Here is a 19,120-nt window from a genome sequence, read left to right on the forward strand (position 1 = left end):
TCAGTTGTTCTGGTAGATATCCTTGTATAACCGACTTTCAAAGCGCACCAGCGGCACGCGCCGTATACGTTTATCTTCAGGCGGTACCGCATAGCCGGAAAGGAACTGTACAAAGGCGACGCGCTGCCCGCTGGCGGTGGTGATAAAGCCCGCCAGATTATAGACGCCAGAAAGCGATCCGGTTTTTGCAGAGACCTTGCCGTCAACGCCTGCCTCATGTAGCCCGCCACGATAGCGCAGCGTGCCGTCATAGCCCGCCAGCGGCAGCATTGAGATGAAGTTTAGCTGCTGATCGTTTTGCGCGATATATTGCAACACCTGCATCATGGTTGCTGGCGCAATCAGATCGTGGCGTGACAAACCGGAGCCATCCACCTGAATGCTGTTGCCTAAATCGATATTGGCTTTCTGACGCAGCAAGCGGCGCACGGCGTCAGAGCCTGCCCGCCAGGTGCCGGGAACATTAAAATAGTGACGCCCGATAGTGCGGAAAACCGTATCGGCAATCATATTGTCCGATTTTTTCAGCATAATTTTCAGCAGATCGTGTAACGGTGCAGATTGCGTTTCCGCCAGCAGCGTACCGGGTTCGGTAACGCGCGTCTGGCGTACCAGATGCCCGCTGTAATCGATGCCGGCATCTTGCAGCATCGCTTTCAGAATAGCGCCCGCCCAGGCCGCACCATCCTGAATGGCGAAAGCCAGCGGCAGCGGCTCGCTACGCTGCGTCATGCAGCCGGTAAGCGTGTAGCGGTTAAGTTCTCCCGGCACGACGTCCAGCTCACAGTAGGGCGCATCCGGCGAGCCCTTTGCTAAGGTACGTACCTGGCTGAACATGGTTACCGGATAATAAGAGGCCACGCGGATAAAGGCATTATCGTTGGGGCGCTCAGCGCTGTAGAGCGAAACAGAAAAGCAGTTTTTATCGACAATCGCTGCGGCAGGCGGGGCGCTAAAACACTGCGTATTGTCATTCCACGGCCAGCCCGGTGCCTTATCATGGCTGGAGAAGACCGACGTATCCACCACCAGGTTTCCCTGGATATGAGTGATACCCTGTTTGGTTAACGCTGCCACCATATTGCGAAGATCCTGACGGGAAAGCGTCGGATCGCCGCCGAAACGAGCAATAAGATCGCCTTTCAGCGTACCGTTATCGATCTTACCTTCGGTCTCCAGCGTGGTGCGGAAACGAAAATCGGGCCCCAGCTCCAGCAGGGCTGCGAGCGCAGTCACTACTTTCATCGTGCTGGCTGGCAAAGCCATTTGTTTACTGTGATAATCGACCAGCGGCGTTGATGAACCCACTTTCTGTGCCATCAGCGCCAGGTTTGCGCCATCCGGTAAGTATTGTGTGTATTCTTCCACAGATGCTGCATGAGCCTGCAGCATAAACGCACAGGTTAATCCGGTAACAAGTCGTGAAAATCGCATAATCTCGCGGTAACTGACGGGTGAAGCCGTCATACTACGGTGCATTACGGTAGAAAGTAAACGATGACCCACAGGGAACTCTGGGTTAAAATACGTATCAAAATGCAAACCTGAATCCTGACCTGGAGCTTGCTCCGGGTCAGGTTTCTTTTGTTTGCGAATCAGCCGGTAGCGTTGCACAACGCGTCAGGCCGACCACTACAGGTCAGGACGACAACAAGCAAACAGGACCGATGACGAGGTATTGAAATGAATCAGATTCCGATGACGTTAAGGGGCGCGGAAAAGCTGCGTGAAGAACTCGAAGAGCTGAAGACCGTCAGACGCCCCCGTATTATTGCCTCGATAGCGGAAGCGCGTGAGCATGGCGATCTGAAAGAGAATGCCGAGTATCACGCGGCACGCGAAGAGCAGGGCTTTTGTGAAGGACGTATTCAGGAGATCGAGGCCAAGCTCTCTAATGCGCAGGTGATTGACGTCACCAAAATGCCGAACAATGGCCGTGTGATCTTTGGTGCAACAGTCTCCGTACTGAACCTTGATACTGACGAAGAGTCGACCTGGCGTATCGTTGGCGATGACGAAGCGGATTATAAACAGAATCTTATTTCGGTGAACTCGCCGATGGCGCGCGGGCTGATCGGCAAAGAGGTGGACGACGTGGTGGTGATTAAAACCCCCGGTGGTGATGTAGAGTATGAAATTCTGAAGGTAGAATATCTTTAAATCTCTGCTGCACTAAACGCCGCCTAAATGTAAAGAAAGGAAAAAGGCCGCGTTGCGGCCTTTTATCCAGTGCAGGAGCATGGCAATTTCTCCCGGCTAAGAAACAGCTAGTGTGATTAACGCGGTAAAGAGATTTTGCGTTCTTCTGACGGGCGATACAGCACCAGCGTCTTGCCGATAACCTGTACGTTACAGGCTCCCGTTTCACGAACAATAGCTTCCACCACCAGGTTTTTGGTTTCCCGGTCTTCGGTAGCGATTTTCACCTTAATCAGTTCGTGATGCGCAAGCGCCTGCTCGATTTCGGCCAGCACGCCTTCAGTCAGGCCGCTGTTGCCCAGCATAACAACAGGTTTCAGCGGGTGCGCCAGACCTTTCAGGTGCTGTTTTTGTTTGGTACTCAGATTCATCGTATATTTTTACTTACATTGGGATTGAAAACGGTACATTCTACCGCCATCTCTGGTATATCACCAAATACGACGTCAGTCTGTTTGGTTATTTATCGCTACGATGAAGAATAGTTGGAAAAAGTATGACAGGTAAAAAGCGTTCGGCCAGTTCCAGCCGCTGGCTTCAGGAACACTTTAGCGATAAATATGTGCAGCAGGCACAGAAAAAAGGGTTGCGTTCACGCGCCTGGTTTAAACTTGATGAGATACAGCAGGGCGATAAGCTGTTCAGACCCGGTATGACCGTCGTAGACCTTGGCGCAGCCCCTGGCGGCTGGTCGCAATATGTTGCTACCCAGATAGGCTCAAAGGGCCGTATTATTGCCTGTGACATTTTGCCGATGGATCCTATCGTTGGGGTCGATTTCCTTCAGGGCGATTTTCGTGAAGAATCGGTAATCAAAGCGTTGATGGAACGTGTCGGTGAAGAGAAAGTGCAGGTAGTCATGTCCGATATGGCACCTAACATGAGCGGTACGCCCGCCGTGGATATTCCCCGGTCGATGTATTTGGTTGAACTGGCGTTGGATATGTGTCGCGATGTACTGGCACCCGGCGGCAGTTTTGTAGTGAAAGTATTTCAGGGAGATGGCTTCGATGAATACCTGCGGGAAATTCGCTCCCTGTTTACGAAAGTGAAAATTCGTAAGCCGGACGCTTCGCGATCACGTTCACGCGAAGTGTACATTGTAGCGACAGGGCGCAAACTATAGTACCCTACGCTGTCTGTTAACACAGTTGTAATATGAGGTTAATCCCTTGAGTGACATGGCGAAAAACCTGATTCTCTGGTTAGTCATCGCGGTCGTGCTGATGTCTGTCTTCCAGAGCTTTGGGCCCAGCGAGTCGAGTGGCCGTAGGGTTGATTATTCAACCTTCCTGTCGGAAGTGAATCAGGATCAGGTCCGCGAGGCACGTATTAACGGGCGTGAAATCAACGTTATTAAGAAAGACAGTAATAAATACACGACCTACATTCCCGTCAACGATCCCAAGTTGCTCGATAACCTGTTGACTAAAAATGTGAAAGTTGTCGGTGAACCGCCGGAAGAACCGAGCCTGCTGGCTTCTATCTTCATCTCCTGGTTCCCAATGCTGTTGCTGATCGGTGTCTGGATTTTCTTTATGCGTCAAATGCAGGGTGGCGGTGGCAAGGGCGCGATGTCCTTTGGTAAGAGCAAAGCCCGCATGCTGACGGAAGACCAGATTAAAACCACTTTTGCTGATGTTGCAGGCTGTGACGAAGCGAAAGAGGAAGTGGGCGAGCTGGTGGAATACCTGCGTGAGCCAAGCCGCTTCCAGAAGCTGGGCGGTAAAATTCCGAAAGGCGTGCTAATGGTGGGCCCGCCGGGTACCGGTAAAACGCTGCTGGCGAAAGCCATTGCTGGCGAAGCGAAAGTGCCGTTCTTTACTATTTCCGGTTCTGACTTTGTTGAAATGTTCGTCGGCGTCGGTGCTTCACGCGTGCGTGATATGTTTGAGCAGGCGAAGAAAGCGGCACCCTGCATCATCTTTATCGATGAAATCGATGCGGTAGGGCGTCAGCGTGGCGCAGGCTTAGGCGGTGGTCACGATGAGCGTGAGCAAACGCTGAACCAGATGCTGGTTGAGATGGATGGCTTTGAAGGCAACGAAGGTATTATCGTCATCGCTGCGACTAACCGTCCTGACGTACTTGACCCGGCGCTGCTGCGTCCAGGCCGTTTTGACCGTCAGGTTGTGGTTGGTCTGCCGGACGTGCGTGGTCGTGAGCAAATTCTGAAAGTGCATATGCGTCGCGTACCGCTGGCTACCGATATTGATGCCGCGATCATTGCGCGTGGTACGCCGGGCTTCTCCGGTGCCGATCTGGCTAACCTGGTGAATGAAGCGGCACTGTTTGCTGCCCGTGGCAATAAGCGTGTAGTTTCAATGGTTGAGTTTGAGAAAGCGAAAGACAAAATCATGATGGGTGCGGAACGTCGCTCCATGGTGATGACGGAAGCGCAGAAAGAGTCAACTGCTTATCACGAAGCGGGCCATGCGATTATCGGTCGCCTGGTGCCGGAACACGATCCGGTACACAAGGTCACCATTATTCCGCGCGGTCGTGCATTGGGCGTTACGTTCTTCCTGCCTGAAGGCGATGCGATTAGCGCCAGTCGGCAGAAGCTGGAAAGCCAGATTTCAACGCTGTACGGCGGTCGTCTGGCCGAAGAGATCATTTACGGTGCGGAACACGTTTCTACCGGTGCTTCTAACGACATTAAGGTAGCGACTAACCTGGCGCGTAACATGGTGACGCAGTGGGGCTTCTCTGAGAAGCTGGGGCCGTTGCTGTATGCGGAAGAAGAAGGAGAAGTTTTCCTCGGTCGCTCCGTAGCGAAAGCCAAGCATATGTCTGATGAAACGGCGCGTATTATCGACCAGGAAGTGAAGCAGTTGATTGATACTAACTATCAGCGCGCTCGCCGTATCCTGAACGAAAATATGGATATCCTGCATGCGATGAAAGACGCGTTGATGAAGTATGAAACCATCGACGCGCCGCAAATCGATGATCTGATGGCACGTCGTGAAGTACGTCCGCCAGCAGGCTGGGAAGATCCGAGTGCAGGTTCCGGTTCAGATAACAACGGCTCGCCAAAGGCACCGCGTCCGGTTGATGAACCGCGTACGCCGAACCCAGGCAACACGATGTCCGAGCAGTTTAATAAATAATCGTGCAAGGCCTCTAAAAACCCCGGCTGGTCCGGGGTTTTTTACATTCAAAAATTGACGAAAGCAGAAAGGAGCAGTTTAAGATGAAGCTGTACGCACGGGATTCCCTGCTGGATCTGTCTCATCCCCATGTCATGGGCATTCTTAACGTTACACCTGACTCTTTTTCCGATGGCGGGCAGCACGCCACTCTGATCGCAGCGCTGACCCATGCCAACGAAATGATTAATGCTGGTGCGACAATTATTGATGTCGGCGGAGAATCGACCCGTCCCGGCGCTGCTGAGGTTAGCACTGACGAAGAGCTGGAACGTGTTATTCCGGTAGTGGAAGCGATCGCGCAACGCTTTGAAGTCTGGATCTCGGTTGATACCTCAAAACCTGAAGTGATAAGAGAATCAGCGAGAGTGGGCGCTCACATTATTAACGACATTCGTTCGCTACAGCTGCCGGGTGCGCTGGAAGCGGCGGCGGAAACGGGTCTGCCGGTTTGCCTGATGCATATGCAGGGAGAGCCGAACAACATGCAGACCGCGCCGCACTATACGAATCTGCTGCAAGAAATTGATGATTTTTTCGCTTACCATATTGCTCGCTGTGAGAATGCAGGGATTAAAAAATCGCAGCTGCTACTCGACCCCGGCTTTGGATTCGGTAAGAATCTCAGCCACAACTATCAACTGTTGGCGCACCTGGCAGATTTCCACCACTTTGGCCTGCCGCTGTTGGTTGGAATGTCACGTAAATCGATGATTGGACAACTGCTGAATGTAGGCCCGTCTCAGCGTCTGACCGGTAGCCTGGCCTGCGCGGTTATCGCGGCGATGCAGGGCGCGCAAATTATACGCGCCCACGACGTTAAAGAGACGGTAGAAGCCATGCGCGTCGTCGAAGCGACACGTTCAGCGAAGGAAGAAAATGCATGAGTAATCGTAAATATTTTGGCACCGACGGTATTCGCGGAAAAGTAGGCGAAATGCCTATCACGCCTGATTTTGTGCTTAAGCTGGGCTGGGCTGCGGGGAAAGTGCTGGCGCGCCACGGTTCGAAAAAAATTATTATCGGCAAAGATACTCGTATCTCCGGCTATATGCTGGAGTCGGCGCTGGAAGCGGGCCTGGCAGCGGCAGGGCTTTCCGCTTCGTTTACCGGCCCGATGCCGACGCCGGCCGTGGCCTACCTGACGCGCACTTTCCGTGCGGAAGCCGGTATCGTTATTTCCGCCTCGCATAATCCGTTTGAAGATAACGGCATTAAATTTTTCTCTTCCGAAGGCACCAAGCTGCCGGATGAAGTGGAAGAAGCGATCGAGCTGGAGATGGAAAAGCCGCTTACCTGCGTTGATTCCGCAGCGCTGGGACGTGCCAGCCGCATCGTTGATGCCGCCGGACGCTATATTGAGTTTTGCAAAGGAACTTTCCCCAGCGAGCTGAGCCTGAACGGCCTGAAAATCGTGGTCGATTGCGCCAACGGCGCTACCTACCATATTGCGCCTAACGTGCTGCGCGAACTGGGCGCAACGGTTATCTCTTTTGGCGTACAGCCCGATGGCGTGAACATCAATAAAGAATGTGGTGCTACTGACGTGCGTGCGCTACAAAAACGCGTGGTGGAAGAGAAGGCAGATGTTGGGCTGGCCTTTGATGGCGATGGCGATCGCGTCATCATGGTCGATCACCTGGGAAATAAAGTTGATGGCGACCAGATCCTCTACATCATCGCACGTGAAGGCCTGCGTCAGGGTCAGCTGCGCGGCGGTGTGGTGGGTACGCTGATGAGCAATATGGGGCTGGAACTGGCGTTAAAACAGCTGGGCATTCCTTTTGCTCGCGCTAAAGTCGGCGACCGCTACGTGCTGGAAAAACTGCAGGAGAAAAACTGGCGTCTTGGGGCGGAAAACTCCGGTCACGTTATCCTGTTGGATAAAACCACTACCGGCGACGGCATCGTTGCAGGTTTGCAAGTGCTTACTGCTATGGCACGTAATCATATGACATTGCACGATCTTTGCAGCGGCATGAAGCTGCTGCCACAGATTCTGGTTAACGTTCGCTTTAGCGGCACCAGCGATCCGCTGGAAAGCGCCGAAGTTAAAACGGTGACCGCCGAGGTGGAAAAAGCGCTGGCCGGACGTGGACGCGTGCTGCTGCGCAAATCGGGCACTGAGCCGCTAATTCGCGTCATGGTAGAAGGCGAAGACGAGGCGCAGGTCACCGCGCTGGCGCATCGCATTGCCGATGCGGTAAAAACGGCTTAAAAGGCGTCGACGTTGGGTTAGTCGGCGTTATTCTGAGTAGTTCCGGGCGCAGCTGTGCAGGTGCGCCCGGCTGGTTAACGGGTATTTTTATCGCTGGATGGCCGCTGGATTTCGACGTAAAAAACAGCGACATGACGTTTTTTTCTGCAAACAGCGCGCGTGCAACAAATTGCGCTTGCAGATGTCGAAACCTTTGGTTAGTATTCACACCCGCTTCTGATGGGTGATGAGCATTATCCCCGTTATTGGTTTGAAGCTTTTGATGTGCGGTAACCGCGCAAGGAAACAGGTTAATTATGTACGAAGCTCTGTTAGTCGTTTTTCTGTTAGTGGCAATTGGCCTTGTGGGTCTGATCATGCTGCAGCAGGGTAAAGGCGCTGATATGGGAGCCTCTTTTGGTGCAGGCGCTTCCGCGACGCTGTTTGGTTCTGCAGGTTCTGGTAACTTCATGACCCGTATGACCGCAGTGCTGGCAACCCTGTTCTTCGTTATCAGCCTGATTCTGGGTAACCTGAACAGCAACAAGACGACCAAAGGTAGCGAGTGGGAAAATCTGTCTCAGCCGGCCCAGTCTCAGCAGACTGCTCCAGCTCAACCGGCAGCGCCGGGCAGTGATATCCCGCAGTAAGTTGTTCTGACGCAGCGAACGCTGTTGTCTTAAGTGCCGAGGTGGTGGAATTGGTAGACACGCTACCTTGAGGTGGTAGTGCCCGATTGGGCTTACGGGTTCAAGTCCCGTCCTCGGTACCAATATTCGATTACAGACGCTAACGGCGTCTGTTTTTGTATCTGTAGTTCGCGTAAATACTGGCTTTCTCCCCGTTTAAACCTTCTCAACGTCAACCTGACGCAATTGATATTAATTCCCTCTGCTGGCGAAATATAACCTGAAAACGGGCGCTTGTCGGTTATGGCTACATTTGTTGGTATAACAGTACTACGCGTTTGTTTCATTACAGTTTGTTGGCCTGATAATAATCAAATTGGCCTTCGTCTCTGTAATAAAATTAATTACTGGTGTTAATAACTTTTTTGTTGTGTCTGAGGCTCCTGTAACTACTGTTTTCTGCCGTGTATTTTTCTTTTATAACGCATTTTCACTTTATCAGAAAAATGGCGCATAAGCGGGCACCATAGCATTCAGGTAACAGTTTATCTGTCGCAGCAATAATATTTAAATTAATATAAAATTCACAAATTTAATTAATTTATGGTGTCTGTAGTTAACAAGAAAAGACCTTTTAGCTGCGGCAGTCATTTTTTCTTTGGTTCAGCAACGGTAGCCACGTCTAAGCAAGCCTCGTAATCCAGCCTCTGCTGGCGGTAAAAAGTTGAACTACCCCCCATTTTTGCCAAACGAAAAGTTCTAAAGTACATAATTACAAAGCTTGTTTATCAATAAAATTATTAACCCATTTTCAGGAAGAGATTATGTCTAAAACATGGGTGTTGATTATTTGCGGCTGTATTATTGGCGCAATTGCTTTAATGCTGGGCGAAGCCGGGAATCCGCCAAATATGGGGGTTTGCGTTGCCTGTTTTTTACGTGACAGCGCAGGCAGCCTTAATTTACACGGTGCCGCTACCGTACAATACTTCAGACCAGAAGTTGTGGGATTCGTTATTGGGGCTTTTGCATCAGCCTTATTATTTCGGGAATTTAGCGCGAAAGGTGGTTCGGCACCCGTTATTCGCTTCACTCTGGGCTTTTTTATGATGCTGGGATGCCTGGTATTTTTAGGTTGCCCGCTGCGTATGATGCTGCGTCTGGGCGCTGGCGATCTGAATGCACTTATCGGTTTAGCTGGTTTGGTAACGGGGATCGGCATTGGGTGCCTGTTTATCAAAAAAGGGTTTACGCTGCCGCGTAATTTCCGCCAGAGTTCGCTGGAAGGTATTATCTTCCCGGCAGCTTGTTTTGTGCTGCTATTGCTCTTTTTACTGAACAGCGAACTGTTTAAATCCAGCGTAAAAGGTCCGGGAGCCAGTCACGCGCCGGTCTGGATCTCTTTAGCTGGCGGATTGCTGATCGGCATTATTGTCCAGCGTACCCGCTTCTGTTTTATCGGTATGGCTAAAAGCGTCTTCCTGACGCGTAATTTCTCCATGGCGCTGGGTGTGCTGGCCCTGACCCTGCTGGTAGCCATCGGCAATCTTTATCTGGGAAAATTTACACTGGGCTTTGAACATCAACCGATCGCCCATTCAGATGGTGTCTGGAACTTTTTATCCATGGCATTAGTCGGGCTGTGTGGCGTGTTTATTACCGGTTGTCCTCTACGTCAGCTGGTGAGTGCCGGTCAGGGAAGTTCTGATGCAGCGATAAGCGTACTGGGCATGTTATTGGGCGCGGCGGCGGCACATAACTTTTCGTTAGCCTCAAGCCCTGCGGGTCCAACCGCAGGTGGTAAAACCATTGTTATCGTTGGTATCTTACTTGCGCTGTGTATTGGAGGAATATATACCCTTAAGGCGCGCAAGATACTGCAAAGCGCAGGCAATGAGGGCCAATGAATATCCGCTACCTTTTTTTGTTTCACACGCCGCTGGGGGCTGTTTTATTAAAGAAAGCGCTGGCCCAGCGGCAAATTATGTTTCGCGTATTCGATGCGCCGCGCCAGCTTACCGCCGAGTGCGGGGTAGCCGTATCTTTTAATCTGCCTCATGATGACTGTTTTCAGCCATTTTTGAATCAGGATGTCAGCGCAGTATATCGTCTGGACAATGAGAGTTTCCCGGTCTTAATGTGGCGAGATGAACAGTAATGGTGCCTGATAGTAAATTAATGTTATTGGCAATATAGCAATTTATCATCGCAGTAGCGCGGATCGTCAATGTCTGTCTGCCCGCAGAAAAGCAGGTGCTGTTGCTTAACGATTTTATTGTTTTGCTTACAGGCAGACGTTCTTACATTCTGGCTACAGGGAGTTCAGAAAGTGAATCACAGACTCACGCTCTGATTTGCTGAGATTTTCAAAACGAATGCGAGCGTCCTGTGCTTCACCGTCATGCCATAAAATCGCTTCCAGAGGATTTCTGGCACGTCCGTCATGCAATAGCGTGGTGTGTTCATTGATTTTTTCCAGCAGCCCCATTCCCCACAGCGGAGGCGTACGCCACTGGCGTCCGTTGGCAACACCATCGGGACGCCCATCAGCCAGCCCTTCGCCCATATCGTGTACCAGCAGATCGGTATAAGGATGAATTAACTGGCCCGCCAGCGCAGGAAATGCCGGGAAATCACCGGTCTTCAGTGAAGTTCGATGGCAGCTTGCGCAGCCGATCTCGCTAAATAATCTCTCGCCGTTCTTCACGTCTGATGCCTCAACGTTGCGGCGTGCGGGGACGGCAAGCACGTAATGATACAGCGTCATTTTATCCAGCGTTTCACTGGTGAGTTCAGGATGGCTATCCTCTTTTTGCGCAAGGCAGGCGGTTTGGACTGCCGGGCAGTTGGGGTGCGGAAACAGAGGTGTCGTAATACCCATATCCCCTAATAACGCGGAGGCGATCTGCTGACGAACCGTTGGCTGATTGGCTTTCCAGCCAAATCGCCCTGGTGCAGTTCGCTGTTTCGTCACATCCCATACGCGGTTTGCGGTACCGGCTACGCCACGACCTTCCCGGCGCTGCTCATCTGCGATAGCGAGTATATCCGCTTCAGGTACCGCCTCCAGTAAACCCAGACCATACATTACGCTGGCAACGCGCAGGGAATACAAGGCGGTGCCGTCCAGCGGGCCGTATGCAAGATTGTGGAAGGTTACTTTGGGCTGACGCAGATTAACCTTTTCACCATCTGGCAATGTCTTGCTCAGGTTTACCCATTCAATACGCGCTTCGCCTTCTCCCGGAACGCCTGGCGCGCCAAACTCATTAAGCTGATCGCCATAGTGCGGCTCATGACGCGGGCCGCCGACGCTATCCTGCCCCGGTATGGAGAGGCGAACCAGCATACTCCGCATCGGCTCTCCATATATTTCAGGTGGCCGTCCACGTCCGTTGTGAGGATGACAGGATATGCAGGAAGGGCGGTTATAAGTCGGGCCAAGACCCGCGACATCAGGCGTTAGCGAAGGAGAAATCACCCAGGTTTGACGAACAAAGCCTCGTCCGGCGCTGGCTGCACGCTGCTGGATTTTATCCAGCTTATCCCAGACGATTTCTTCATAGGCCGCCCGATCCGTACGGGAAGTGGTAAAGTCGCCACCGGCTTTCTCGGCGGCGTGGCAGAGCTGAGTGCCGCCCAGCGTAGCAAGCAACAAAGAGATTAATTTATTCATGGCTGCACGGCCCTCTGATGAGGCGCTAATAGCTGACTGGCTTCGTCCATGCGCTGCTTTAAAGCGTTAATCCATTGATTCTCAATCTTTGTACGCTGTGGCGAAGAGGATTTCTCCGCTTTCTCAGTAAATGCAAAAGTCCGACGTAAAGCGGCATCTTTTTGTTCTGCATCACTCACCAAAGGCGTCGTGAGTAGCTGGCGTGCGCGCTGTACTTCAGGTCTGGCGCTCAGCCCGGCGCTTTCGGCTGCATGCAATGTTTTCCATAGCGTCACCTGCCGATCGTGAAAACGCACCAACATAATGTCGAATATCGCTACCATCAGCCCATGACGCTCCCGTCCAAAGCTGGCGTTATAGCCAAAACTCTGCTGCTGGAAAGGGTTTACCGCGATTCCTGAGATTTCCTGATAAAGAGCAGGACGCACCGGAAGCCGGTGAATATCGGGATGCAGTAGCAGCTTTTGTCCTTCGGTGGAGAGGGCAAAATCAACAAACTCGCGTGCGGTTTCAGGATGCGGAGCCTGTGCGAAAATAGCAATATGGGCCGGGTTATAAACCGTTCGGGAAGGATAGGAGAAGCTAATCTTATTGCTGCCGTCGGTTCCGGTGGCGATGGATATAAAAAAATCCATCGTCATTCTGGCTGCCATTTCACCCGTGGCGACGGCATCTTTTTCATCAGGAAAAGCCGCGCGATTAAAGGTTACGTTTCCGGCAATCTCTGATAACAACGCCCAGCCTTTTTCCCATCCATAGCCCTGTAAAATTGCTTCATATAATACCGATGCGAAGCCCACGCTGCCGGGAATCGGCATCTGAACTTTGCCTGCGTAAGGGATTGCAGCCAGATCGCTCCACTCTTTTGGCGGCGGCAGGCCTAACGCTTTGACCGCTCTGGCGTTATAAGCGATACCATAACCCGCCAGCTCAAAGGCGGCGTAGTAGCCTGCGGGATCGGAAATTTCCACGCCACCCAGATCGCCAGGTAGCGCTTTTCGATCGAGACTGAGCCGGGCCAAACGATTATCTCGTCGCAACATGGCAAAGTTGCCGGGTGCGGGTGACCAGTAAACATCGATACCTTTACCGCCCGTTTGCATCAGATGGTAATAAGCATCTTCGCCGTGTCGCCACAAAATCTCTACCCGTTTTCCGGGATAAGCGCGTTCAAAGGCGGCCTGAAAACGGGTAGAGACTTCTTCCGCATAGCTGGTAAGCACAATTACGCGGTTATCACTGGCCTGCGCAGGTTGACAATAAAAGCTCAGTGACAACAAGAAAAGATAAACAATAGTATGCCAGTGATTACCGCTATTTTCCGTACCTGGCTTTCTATTATATTTCATGAGGGTCACCTGGTTATTAACTTACTGTTTGTGTTTTTTTAGCGATACGAAACCGTTCTTTAATACAAAAAAAGCGCCAGGAAAAATAAACCCTGGCTTTGCCAATGGGAGGATTAATTACCTTTATCGTAATATAAATTTTTATATAACGCAGTGCCTTTTTATCAATCAATATTTTTCACCAGGTTTTTATTTGTGAGTGAAGTCATCAGGAAAATGTGAGCTTAATCGCTTCATTGATGTTATTTATTATTTGATTCCTTGTCCGCTTTGTTTTGCCATCCATTGACATGATTCCGTAACATTATTATTCTGCAATCGTTATAAACTTTAATATATATCGGGTTGGCGGGAGTTTGTCTGAGGTTGACGGACGGCAGTTATTTCATTGTACCGATATTCAACGCAAATCCTTTGTACCAATAAAAATAAAATGACTAAGTCATAATACATGGAGTAATAATGAGATTTAATCAGGGATGCAAAACACTATATCTCCGTCACACCAGAGACTCTCTTCTGGCTGGCCTCTTTATGACTTCAGGCCTTGTATGGTTACCCTCTGAAGCAAAAGCGGAAGATGAGAATGCCGTTTTCCAACTCGGTACTATTACTGTTTACGGGCAGCAGCTTTCGCCATCAGATGCGCTGGAAAGCCAGATAGACTCAGCGACCATCAACCTGTTGGAGAAAAAGAATGTTGCTGAAGCGCTCTCGATGACGCCCGGTGTAACATTTTTAGAAGGAGCTGGCGGGCGTAATGAGTCTTTCGCTATGGTGCGCGGCTTTGGCAGCGTCTCAGTGCCTGTTTATATTGACGGTATACCCGCTTACGTGCCCTACGATGGGAATCTGGATCTGTCACGCTTTACAACGGCAGATATCGCCAGTATTCATGTCGCTAAAGGCTATAGCTCGGTACTGTATGGTCCTAACGCCATTGGCGGTGCCATTAATATTCTGTCGCGTAAGCCCGTGGCCCCTTTTGAAGGAGACGTTACGCTCGGCGCTTTTACCGGTAAAGGTAAGGAGGCCAGCTTTAACCTCGGCTCGCGTCAGGAATACTGGTATACCCAGCTTGGTGCCTCACGCCTGGAGCGGGACTACTATAAAATGGCTAAACGCTATCAGGGAACGCGACGTCGTAATTACCAGGTGGAAGACTGGAAGGTCAGCGCAAAAATAGGTTACATCCCCAATGAAACCGATGAATACACTATCGGCTATCAGCATCAGGAGGCGGAGAAAGGCTATGATCCTCATGCTGATGGCTATGTGGGTACCGCCTGGCGCTGGCCAAAATGGAATCGTAAAACAATCTACGCCGTATCCAACACCCGTATCGGTGACGCTTCTTATATCAAACCCCGCGTTTACTACGATAAATTTGATAACAGCCTTTTGATGCCGCGTTATAACGGTGATACCAGCAGCTATGATGATTACTCCTGGGGCGGCAGCCTTGAGTTGGGTACGGAGCGGATTACCGATAACAGTCTGAAAGGGGTGGTGCATTACAAGCTGGATAATCATCGTGAAATGATGAAAAGCAAGGCGGATAGTCATCACTACAACGATTACACCTACGAAGACAGAAATCTCTCTTTTGGTCTGGAAGATACCTGGCATATTACGCCGCAATGGGATTTACAGTTTGGCCTCTCTTACGATCGTCGGGAAACCAGAAAAGCGGAAACGGTAAAAGAAGCGCTGATTACCATGGATAGCTGGAATCCGCAGATCGGCCTGTTCTGGCAGTACGCTAAAGATCACCAATTTCATGCGACGGTTGCGCGTAAATCGCGTATGCCTTCAATCAAAGAGCGCTTTTCGGTTCATATGGCCGACGATCGGGTTGCCATTCCAAATCCGGGCCTGAAAGCGGAACAGGCAATACATTATGAGATAGGCTATCAGGGGAACCTTTTTGCCGCGACGCATCTCACGACCAATCTGTTTTACAGCCGTATCGACGATAAAATTGAATCGCAGATTTATAAAAAGGGCGATTACCCCGGCTATCCGGATCAATCGGTACGCCAGGCAATTAACGTTAAAGGCGTCGTTGAACGCAAGGGTGTGGAGCTGGGCGTTGATAGTTATATCAGCGAAGTGTTGTCCTTTGGTGCCAGCTATACCTGGATGCAAATCAAAGATCTGGATAACCCGTCTAACCATTTAACTGACGTTCCACGCCATGCTGGCAGCTTTTACGCCGATATTCGTCCGTTTCCCTGGTTGGGTATTATTCCCTCCGTTGAGACCAATTCTGCCCGTTATATCAACCAAAGAGGAGATCGACTGGCAGGTTTTGCACTGACCAACCTGAAATTAAGTTTCACCCCGCCAGAGCTGACGGAACTTACCGTTAATATTGGCGTAAAGAATCTGCTTAATGCCGATGCCCGCTATCATGATACGGAATATCCGGCTGATGGGCGTAGTTATTACGGCAATCTGCGTATTACTTTTTAAGCCGCAAACTACAACAATCAACGTGCCAGGATAATCCGGCGTATCTGTAGTATAAAGGAGGGATTCATAGCGTACGCTCAAAAAACAGAGCGGCGAAGTTACTAAATGGAGCGAGTAATGAGTGCAGACTATGGCAGGACAACGGCGGATATCCTGATTCCCCGCGTGCTTGAGCTGGAAGGCGTTAATAATGTGCGCGATATGGGAGGTTATCCGGTTGCCGAGGGGTATATTCGTCCAGGCAAACTGATTCGCGGAGAAGATCTTTACAGCATTACGCCCGCCGGGGAGCAGCATCTGGCGCAGATCCCGGTAAGGAAAGTGGTGGATCTACGTACCGATGGTGAAGTCAGCGATCGGCCTGACCGTACCCCTGGCGATGCCTCATTGATTCGTCTGGATGTACTTAGCAGCGTGTTAAAAGTACAGAGCGCCAGCCCGGCTGATATGCTTAAGCACCTGGGAGAGCGAGATCCGGCAGCGGCGTTTCAGGATATCTATCAGGCCTTCGTTCACGAGCCTGCCTGTCTGGATCGATGGGGGGAGTTTCTGCATGAGCTGCTTACTCTGCCTGAAGGTGCGGTCTATTTTCACTGTACGGCAGGCAAAGATCGCACCGGCTTTGCTGCCGCACTGGTGTTGATGGCATTGGGAGCCGAGCGGAAAGTGATTATGGCTGACTACCTGCTCAGTAACCGCTATCGTGCGGCGGTTAACCAGCGACTGCTGGCAGAGTACAGCGCCCTGATCGCAGATGCGGATAAAGAGAGCATTCTGACACTGCTTCAGGTGCAGGAGAGTTATCTGAACGCATCACTGCTGGCCATTGATGAACATTACGGCGACAGCAAAACTTTCCTGCACCGTGCGCTGGGTATCGGCCCGGCTGAACGCGCACGCTTGAACGCACTGCTGGTGGAAAAATAGCGTATAGCCTTTAAATCTCTGCCGCTGCCTGATAAGATATGTCTCTCCGTGGCAGAGCTAACCTGCTTGCTGTGGAGCTGAAAGAGCTGTTGTTGTGACTAACGAGTTGTGAGAATATGGTATAAGTCGCTGATTCTTAACTGGTTTATTTATCAACGAGCAAGGCTTCAAATGCAGGCCTGAAGCCCGTAGCAAATCTCAGTTTCACTTGCATTTTGTGCAGGTTCGGTGTAATATTAGCCACGTTTTCGGACGCGGGGTGGAGCAGCTTGGTAGCTCGTCGGGCTCATAACCCGAAGGTCGTCGGTTCAAATCCGGCCCCCGCAACCACTTTCCCTTAGAGTTATTTTTCAAATATACTGTATGTATCTCCGAATGCATCCTCAGCTAATTTTTGAAAAAAATTCTTTGGATGGTGTGCCGGGCCGCAGCTGCGGCATACAGGGTCCAGTCGCATTAAGCCCCGAATTTTCGGGGTTTTTTGTTATCAGGAATCGCAACACTGGGCTATAAGCCCTTTTTTTATGTCTTGGGGGTGGGCTTGTCCACATTAGAGCAGAAATTAACAGAGATGATTTCAGCACCGGTAGAAGCGCTTGGCTACGAACTGGTCGGTATCGAGTTCATTCGTGGTCGCACTTCAACGTTGCGCATCTATATTGATAGTGAAGATGGCATCAATGTTGACGATTGTGCTGATGTCAGCCACCAGGTAAGCGCAGTCATGGATGTGGAAGATCCCATCACGGTCGCTTACAACCTTGAAGTTTCCTCGCCGGGTCTTGATCGCCCACTGTTTACCGCTGAACATTATGCACGATTTACCGGTGAGGAAGTGAGCCTGGTACTGCGTATGGCCGTCCAGAACCGCCGTAAATGGCAGGGCATCATTAAGGCCGTCGAAGGCGAAATGATTACGGTGACCGTCGAGGGTAGAGATGAAGTGTTCGCGCTGAGCAATATCCAGAAAGCGAACCTGGTCCCCCACTTTTAAAAGTCCGGATTGAGGCTAACCAGGATGAATAAAGAAATCTTAGCTGTTGTAGAAGCCGTTTCTAATGAAAAAGCCCTGCCGCGTGAGAAAATTTTCGAAGCGCTGGAGAGCGCACTGGCTACTGCAACCAAGAAAAAATATGAGCAGGAAATCGATGTGCGTGTCAGCATCGATCGTAAAAGCGGCGATTTCGATACCTTCCGTCGTTGGCAGGTAGTGGAAGAAGTTACCCAGCCGACGCGCGAAATCACGCTGGAAGCTGCCCGGTATGAAGATGAAACTCTCAATCCTGGCGACTTCGTTGAAGACCAGATTGAGTCGGTGAAATTTGACCGTATCACCACGCAGACCGCGAAACAGGTTATCGTGCAGAAAGTACGTGAAGCCGAGCGCGCAATGGTGGTCGATCAGTTCCGCGAGCAGGAAGGTGAGATCATCACCGGCGTGGTGAAAAAAGTTAACCGCGACAACATCACGCTCGATCTCGGCAACAACGCTGAAGCAGTGATTCTGCGTGAAGATATGCTGCCGCGTGAAAACTTCCGTCCGGGCGACCGCATTCGCGGCGTACTCTATGCGGTACGTCCTGAAGCGCGCGGCGCGCAGCTGTTCGTCAGCCGCTCTAAACCAGAAATGCTGGTTGAGCTGTTCCGTATCGAAGTGCCGGAAATTGGCGAAGAAGTGATCGAAATTAAAGCGGCCGCTCGCGATCCGGGTTCTCGTGCCAAAATTGCAGTGAAAACTAATGATAAGCGTATCGATCCGGTCGGTGCCTGCGTTGGTATGCGCGGCGCGCGCGTCCAGGCTGTTTCCAGCGAGCTGGGCGGTGAGCGTATTGATATCGTTCTGTGGGATGACAACCCGGCGCAATTCGTGATTAACGCGATGGCACCTGCGGATGTCGCCTCAATCGTGGTGGATGAAGATAATCACACCATGGATATCGCCGTAGAAGCTGGCAATCTGGCTCAGGCGATTGGCCGTAATGGTCAAAACGTGCGTCTGGCTTCGCAACTGAGCGGTTGGGAGCTGAACGTGATGACGGTCGATGATCTGCAGGCGAAACATCAGGCGGAAGCACATGCTGCGATTGATGTTTTCACCAAACACCTGGACATCGATGAAGAGTTCGCCACCGTGCTGGTCGAAGAAGGTTTCTCCTCCCTGGAAGAGTTGGCTTACGTGCCAATGAACGAGCTGCTGGAAATTGACGGCCTGGATGAAGAAACTGTAGAAGCACTGCGCGAACGTGCGAAAAATGCGTTAACGACCCTGGCGCTGGAAAAAGCCGAAAATAATGGCGGCGGTCAGCCTGCGGACGATCTGCTTAATCTTGAAGGTTTGGATCGCGCTCTGGCTAACAAACTGGCGGCACGTGGCATCTGCACGCTGGAAGATCTGGCCGAGCAGGGTGTTGACGATCTGACAGATATCGAAGGCCTGGACGATGAGAAGGCCGGCGCTCTGATTATGGCGGCGCGTAATATCTGCTGGTTCGGCGACGACGCGTAATAACAGGAAG

At 51.2% G+C, this 19,120-nt stretch carries 16 protein-coding genes and 2 tRNA genes; 14 read left to right on the plus strand and 4 right to left on the minus strand.

All coding sequences use genetic code 11. The features are described 5' to 3' along the window. The gene (gene dacB, locus C7M51_RS20220; RefSeq protein ID WP_160623717.1) at nucleotides 1–1,434 is read right to left on the minus strand and encodes a serine-type D-Ala-D-Ala carboxypeptidase; all 1,434 of its coding nucleotides are present in this window, start codon (nucleotides 1,432–1,434) and stop codon (nucleotides 1–3) included. Nucleotides 1,435–1,683: 249 nt separating this feature from the next. On the opposite strand from dacB, the gene greA reads away from it, so the two are divergent. After that, complete coding sequence (greA, locus tag C7M51_RS20225; protein WP_160623284.1) at nucleotides 1,684–2,160, plus strand: transcription elongation factor GreA; 477 nt, start codon at nucleotides 1,684–1,686, stop codon at nucleotides 2,158–2,160. A 116-nt stretch (nucleotides 2,161–2,276) separates the two neighbouring features. Here the strand turns inward: greA and yhbY are convergent, their stop codons facing one another. Next, nucleotides 2,277–2,570: a ribosome assembly RNA-binding protein YhbY gene (gene yhbY / locus C7M51_RS20230; RefSeq protein ID WP_141174792.1), complete on the minus strand. Its 294-nt coding sequence runs from the start codon at nucleotides 2,568–2,570 to the stop codon at nucleotides 2,277–2,279. A gap of 125 nt (nucleotides 2,571–2,695) precedes the next feature. Between yhbY and rlmE the strand changes: the two genes are divergently transcribed. The 8 genes from rlmE to C7M51_RS20270 all read left to right on the plus strand — a co-directional run bounded on the left by rlmE (nucleotide 2,696) and on the right by C7M51_RS20270 (nucleotide 10,335). Then, complete coding sequence (gene rlmE, locus C7M51_RS20235) at nucleotides 2,696–3,325, plus strand: 23S rRNA (uridine(2552)-2'-O)-methyltransferase RlmE (protein ID WP_160623285.1); 630 nt, start codon at nucleotides 2,696–2,698, stop codon at nucleotides 3,323–3,325. A gap of 55 nt (nucleotides 3,326–3,380) precedes the next feature. After that, nucleotides 3,381–5,312 (plus strand): ATP-dependent zinc metalloprotease FtsH, encoded by a 1,932-nt coding sequence (ftsH, locus tag C7M51_RS20240; protein ID WP_160623286.1) that lies wholly within the window; start codon nucleotides 3,381–3,383, stop codon nucleotides 5,310–5,312. 83 nt (nucleotides 5,313–5,395) lie between these two features. Next, nucleotides 5,396–6,238 (plus strand): dihydropteroate synthase, encoded by an 843-nt coding sequence (gene folP, locus C7M51_RS20245; RefSeq protein WP_160623287.1) that lies wholly within the window; start codon nucleotides 5,396–5,398, stop codon nucleotides 6,236–6,238. Next, entirely contained in the window at nucleotides 6,235–7,569 is a 1,335-nt protein-coding gene (glmM, locus tag C7M51_RS20250) for a phosphoglucosamine mutase (protein WP_160623288.1), read from the plus strand. Before folP ends, glmM begins: the two co-directional genes overlap by 4 nt. A gap of 296 nt (nucleotides 7,570–7,865) precedes the next feature. After that, nucleotides 7,866–8,198, plus strand: a complete 333-nt coding sequence (secG, locus tag C7M51_RS20255; RefSeq protein WP_160623289.1) for a preprotein translocase subunit SecG — start codon at nucleotides 7,866–7,868, stop codon at nucleotides 8,196–8,198. A gap of 35 nt (nucleotides 8,199–8,233) precedes the next feature. Beyond that, nucleotides 8,234–8,320: transfer RNA gene (locus C7M51_RS20260), tRNA-Leu, on the plus strand. Nucleotides 8,321–9,001: 681 nt separating this feature from the next. After that, nucleotides 9,002–10,084, plus strand: a complete 1,083-nt coding sequence (gene yedE, locus C7M51_RS20265; protein ID WP_160623290.1) for a YedE family putative selenium transporter — start codon at nucleotides 9,002–9,004, stop codon at nucleotides 10,082–10,084. Then, nucleotides 10,081–10,335: a putative Se/S carrier-like protein gene (locus C7M51_RS20270; RefSeq protein ID WP_160623291.1), complete on the plus strand. Its 255-nt coding sequence runs from the start codon at nucleotides 10,081–10,083 to the stop codon at nucleotides 10,333–10,335. The genes yedE and C7M51_RS20270 overlap by 4 nt, the downstream gene beginning before the upstream one ends. Before the next feature lie 153 nt (nucleotides 10,336–10,488). Here C7M51_RS20270 and C7M51_RS20275 read toward each other — a convergent pair whose 3' ends face one another. Further along, complete coding sequence (locus C7M51_RS20275; protein ID WP_160623292.1) at nucleotides 10,489–11,853, minus strand: di-heme oxidoreductase family protein; 1,365 nt, start codon at nucleotides 11,851–11,853, stop codon at nucleotides 10,489–10,491. Continuing rightward, nucleotides 11,850–13,202: an ABC transporter substrate-binding protein gene (locus C7M51_RS20280; protein ID WP_160623293.1), complete on the minus strand. Its 1,353-nt coding sequence runs from the start codon at nucleotides 13,200–13,202 to the stop codon at nucleotides 11,850–11,852. The genes C7M51_RS20275 and C7M51_RS20280 overlap by 4 nt, the downstream gene beginning before the upstream one ends. A 534-nt stretch (nucleotides 13,203–13,736) precedes the next feature. On the opposite strand from C7M51_RS20280, the gene C7M51_RS20285 reads away from it, so the two are divergent. From C7M51_RS20285 to nusA, 5 genes are all read left to right on the plus strand, one after another. Continuing rightward, entirely contained in the window at nucleotides 13,737–15,677 is a 1,941-nt protein-coding gene (locus C7M51_RS20285; RefSeq protein WP_160623294.1) for a TonB-dependent receptor plug domain-containing protein, read from the plus strand. A gap of 117 nt (nucleotides 15,678–15,794) precedes the next feature. Further along, the gene (locus C7M51_RS20290) at nucleotides 15,795–16,604 is read left to right on the plus strand and encodes a tyrosine-protein phosphatase (RefSeq protein ID WP_160623295.1); all 810 of its coding nucleotides are present in this window, start codon (nucleotides 15,795–15,797) and stop codon (nucleotides 16,602–16,604) included. A gap of 253 nt (nucleotides 16,605–16,857) precedes the next feature. Continuing rightward, nucleotides 16,858–16,934 (plus strand) — tRNA-Met (locus C7M51_RS20295). A gap of 211 nt (nucleotides 16,935–17,145) precedes the next feature. Beyond that, nucleotides 17,146–17,598: a ribosome maturation factor RimP gene (gene rimP / locus C7M51_RS20300; protein WP_160623296.1), complete on the plus strand. Its 453-nt coding sequence runs from the start codon at nucleotides 17,146–17,148 to the stop codon at nucleotides 17,596–17,598. 24 nt (nucleotides 17,599–17,622) lie between these two features. Then, entirely contained in the window at nucleotides 17,623–19,110 is a 1,488-nt protein-coding gene (nusA, locus tag C7M51_RS20305) for a transcription termination factor NusA (RefSeq protein ID WP_160623297.1), read from the plus strand. Nucleotides 19,111–19,120: the final 10 nt, after the last annotated feature.

It is taken from the genome of Mixta intestinalis, from assembly GCF_009914055.1.
Taxonomy (GTDB): domain Bacteria; phylum Pseudomonadota; class Gammaproteobacteria; order Enterobacterales; family Enterobacteriaceae; genus Mixta; species Mixta intestinalis.

What these genes read in the sequence shown, in the direction of transcription:
- nusA (WP_160623297.1), top strand. Translation starts at nt 17,623, where the DNA reads ATGAATAAAGAAATCTTAGCTGTTGTAGAAGCCGTTTCTAATGAAAAA.
- ftsH (WP_160623286.1), top strand. Translation starts at nt 3,381, where the DNA reads ATGGCGAAAAACCTGATTCTCTGGTTAGTCATCGCGGTCGTGCTGATG.
- C7M51_RS20285 (WP_160623294.1), top strand. Translation starts at nt 13,737, where the DNA reads ATGACTTCAGGCCTTGTATGGTTACCCTCTGAAGCAAAAGCGGAAGAT.
- C7M51_RS20270 (WP_160623291.1), top strand. Translation starts at nt 10,081, where the DNA reads ATGAATATCCGCTACCTTTTTTTGTTTCACACGCCGCTGGGGGCTGTT.
- yhbY (WP_141174792.1), bottom strand. Translation starts at nt 2,570, where the DNA reads ATGAATCTGAGTACCAAACAAAAACAGCACCTGAAAGGTCTGGCGCAC.
- folP (WP_160623287.1), top strand. Translation starts at nt 5,396, where the DNA reads ATGAAGCTGTACGCACGGGATTCCCTGCTGGATCTGTCTCATCCCCAT.
- yedE (WP_160623290.1), top strand. Translation starts at nt 9,002, where the DNA reads ATGTCTAAAACATGGGTGTTGATTATTTGCGGCTGTATTATTGGCGCA.
- glmM (WP_160623288.1), top strand. Translation starts at nt 6,235, where the DNA reads ATGAGTAATCGTAAATATTTTGGCACCGACGGTATTCGCGGAAAAGTA.
- dacB (WP_160623717.1), bottom strand. Translation starts at nt 1,434, where the DNA reads ATGCGATTTTCACGACTTGTTACCGGATTAACCTGTGCGTTTATGCTG.
- C7M51_RS20280 (WP_160623293.1), bottom strand. Translation starts at nt 13,202, where the DNA reads ATGAAATATAATAGAAAGCCAGGTACGGAAAATAGCGGTAATCACTGG.
- C7M51_RS20275 (WP_160623292.1), bottom strand. Translation starts at nt 11,853, where the DNA reads ATGAATAAATTAATCTCTTTGTTGCTTGCTACGCTGGGCGGCACTCAG.
- greA (WP_160623284.1), top strand. Translation starts at nt 1,684, where the DNA reads ATGAATCAGATTCCGATGACGTTAAGGGGCGCGGAAAAGCTGCGTGAA.
- rlmE (WP_160623285.1), top strand. Translation starts at nt 2,696, where the DNA reads ATGACAGGTAAAAAGCGTTCGGCCAGTTCCAGCCGCTGGCTTCAGGAA.
- C7M51_RS20290 (WP_160623295.1), top strand. Translation starts at nt 15,795, where the DNA reads ATGAGTGCAGACTATGGCAGGACAACGGCGGATATCCTGATTCCCCGC.
- secG (WP_160623289.1), top strand. Translation starts at nt 7,866, where the DNA reads ATGTACGAAGCTCTGTTAGTCGTTTTTCTGTTAGTGGCAATTGGCCTT.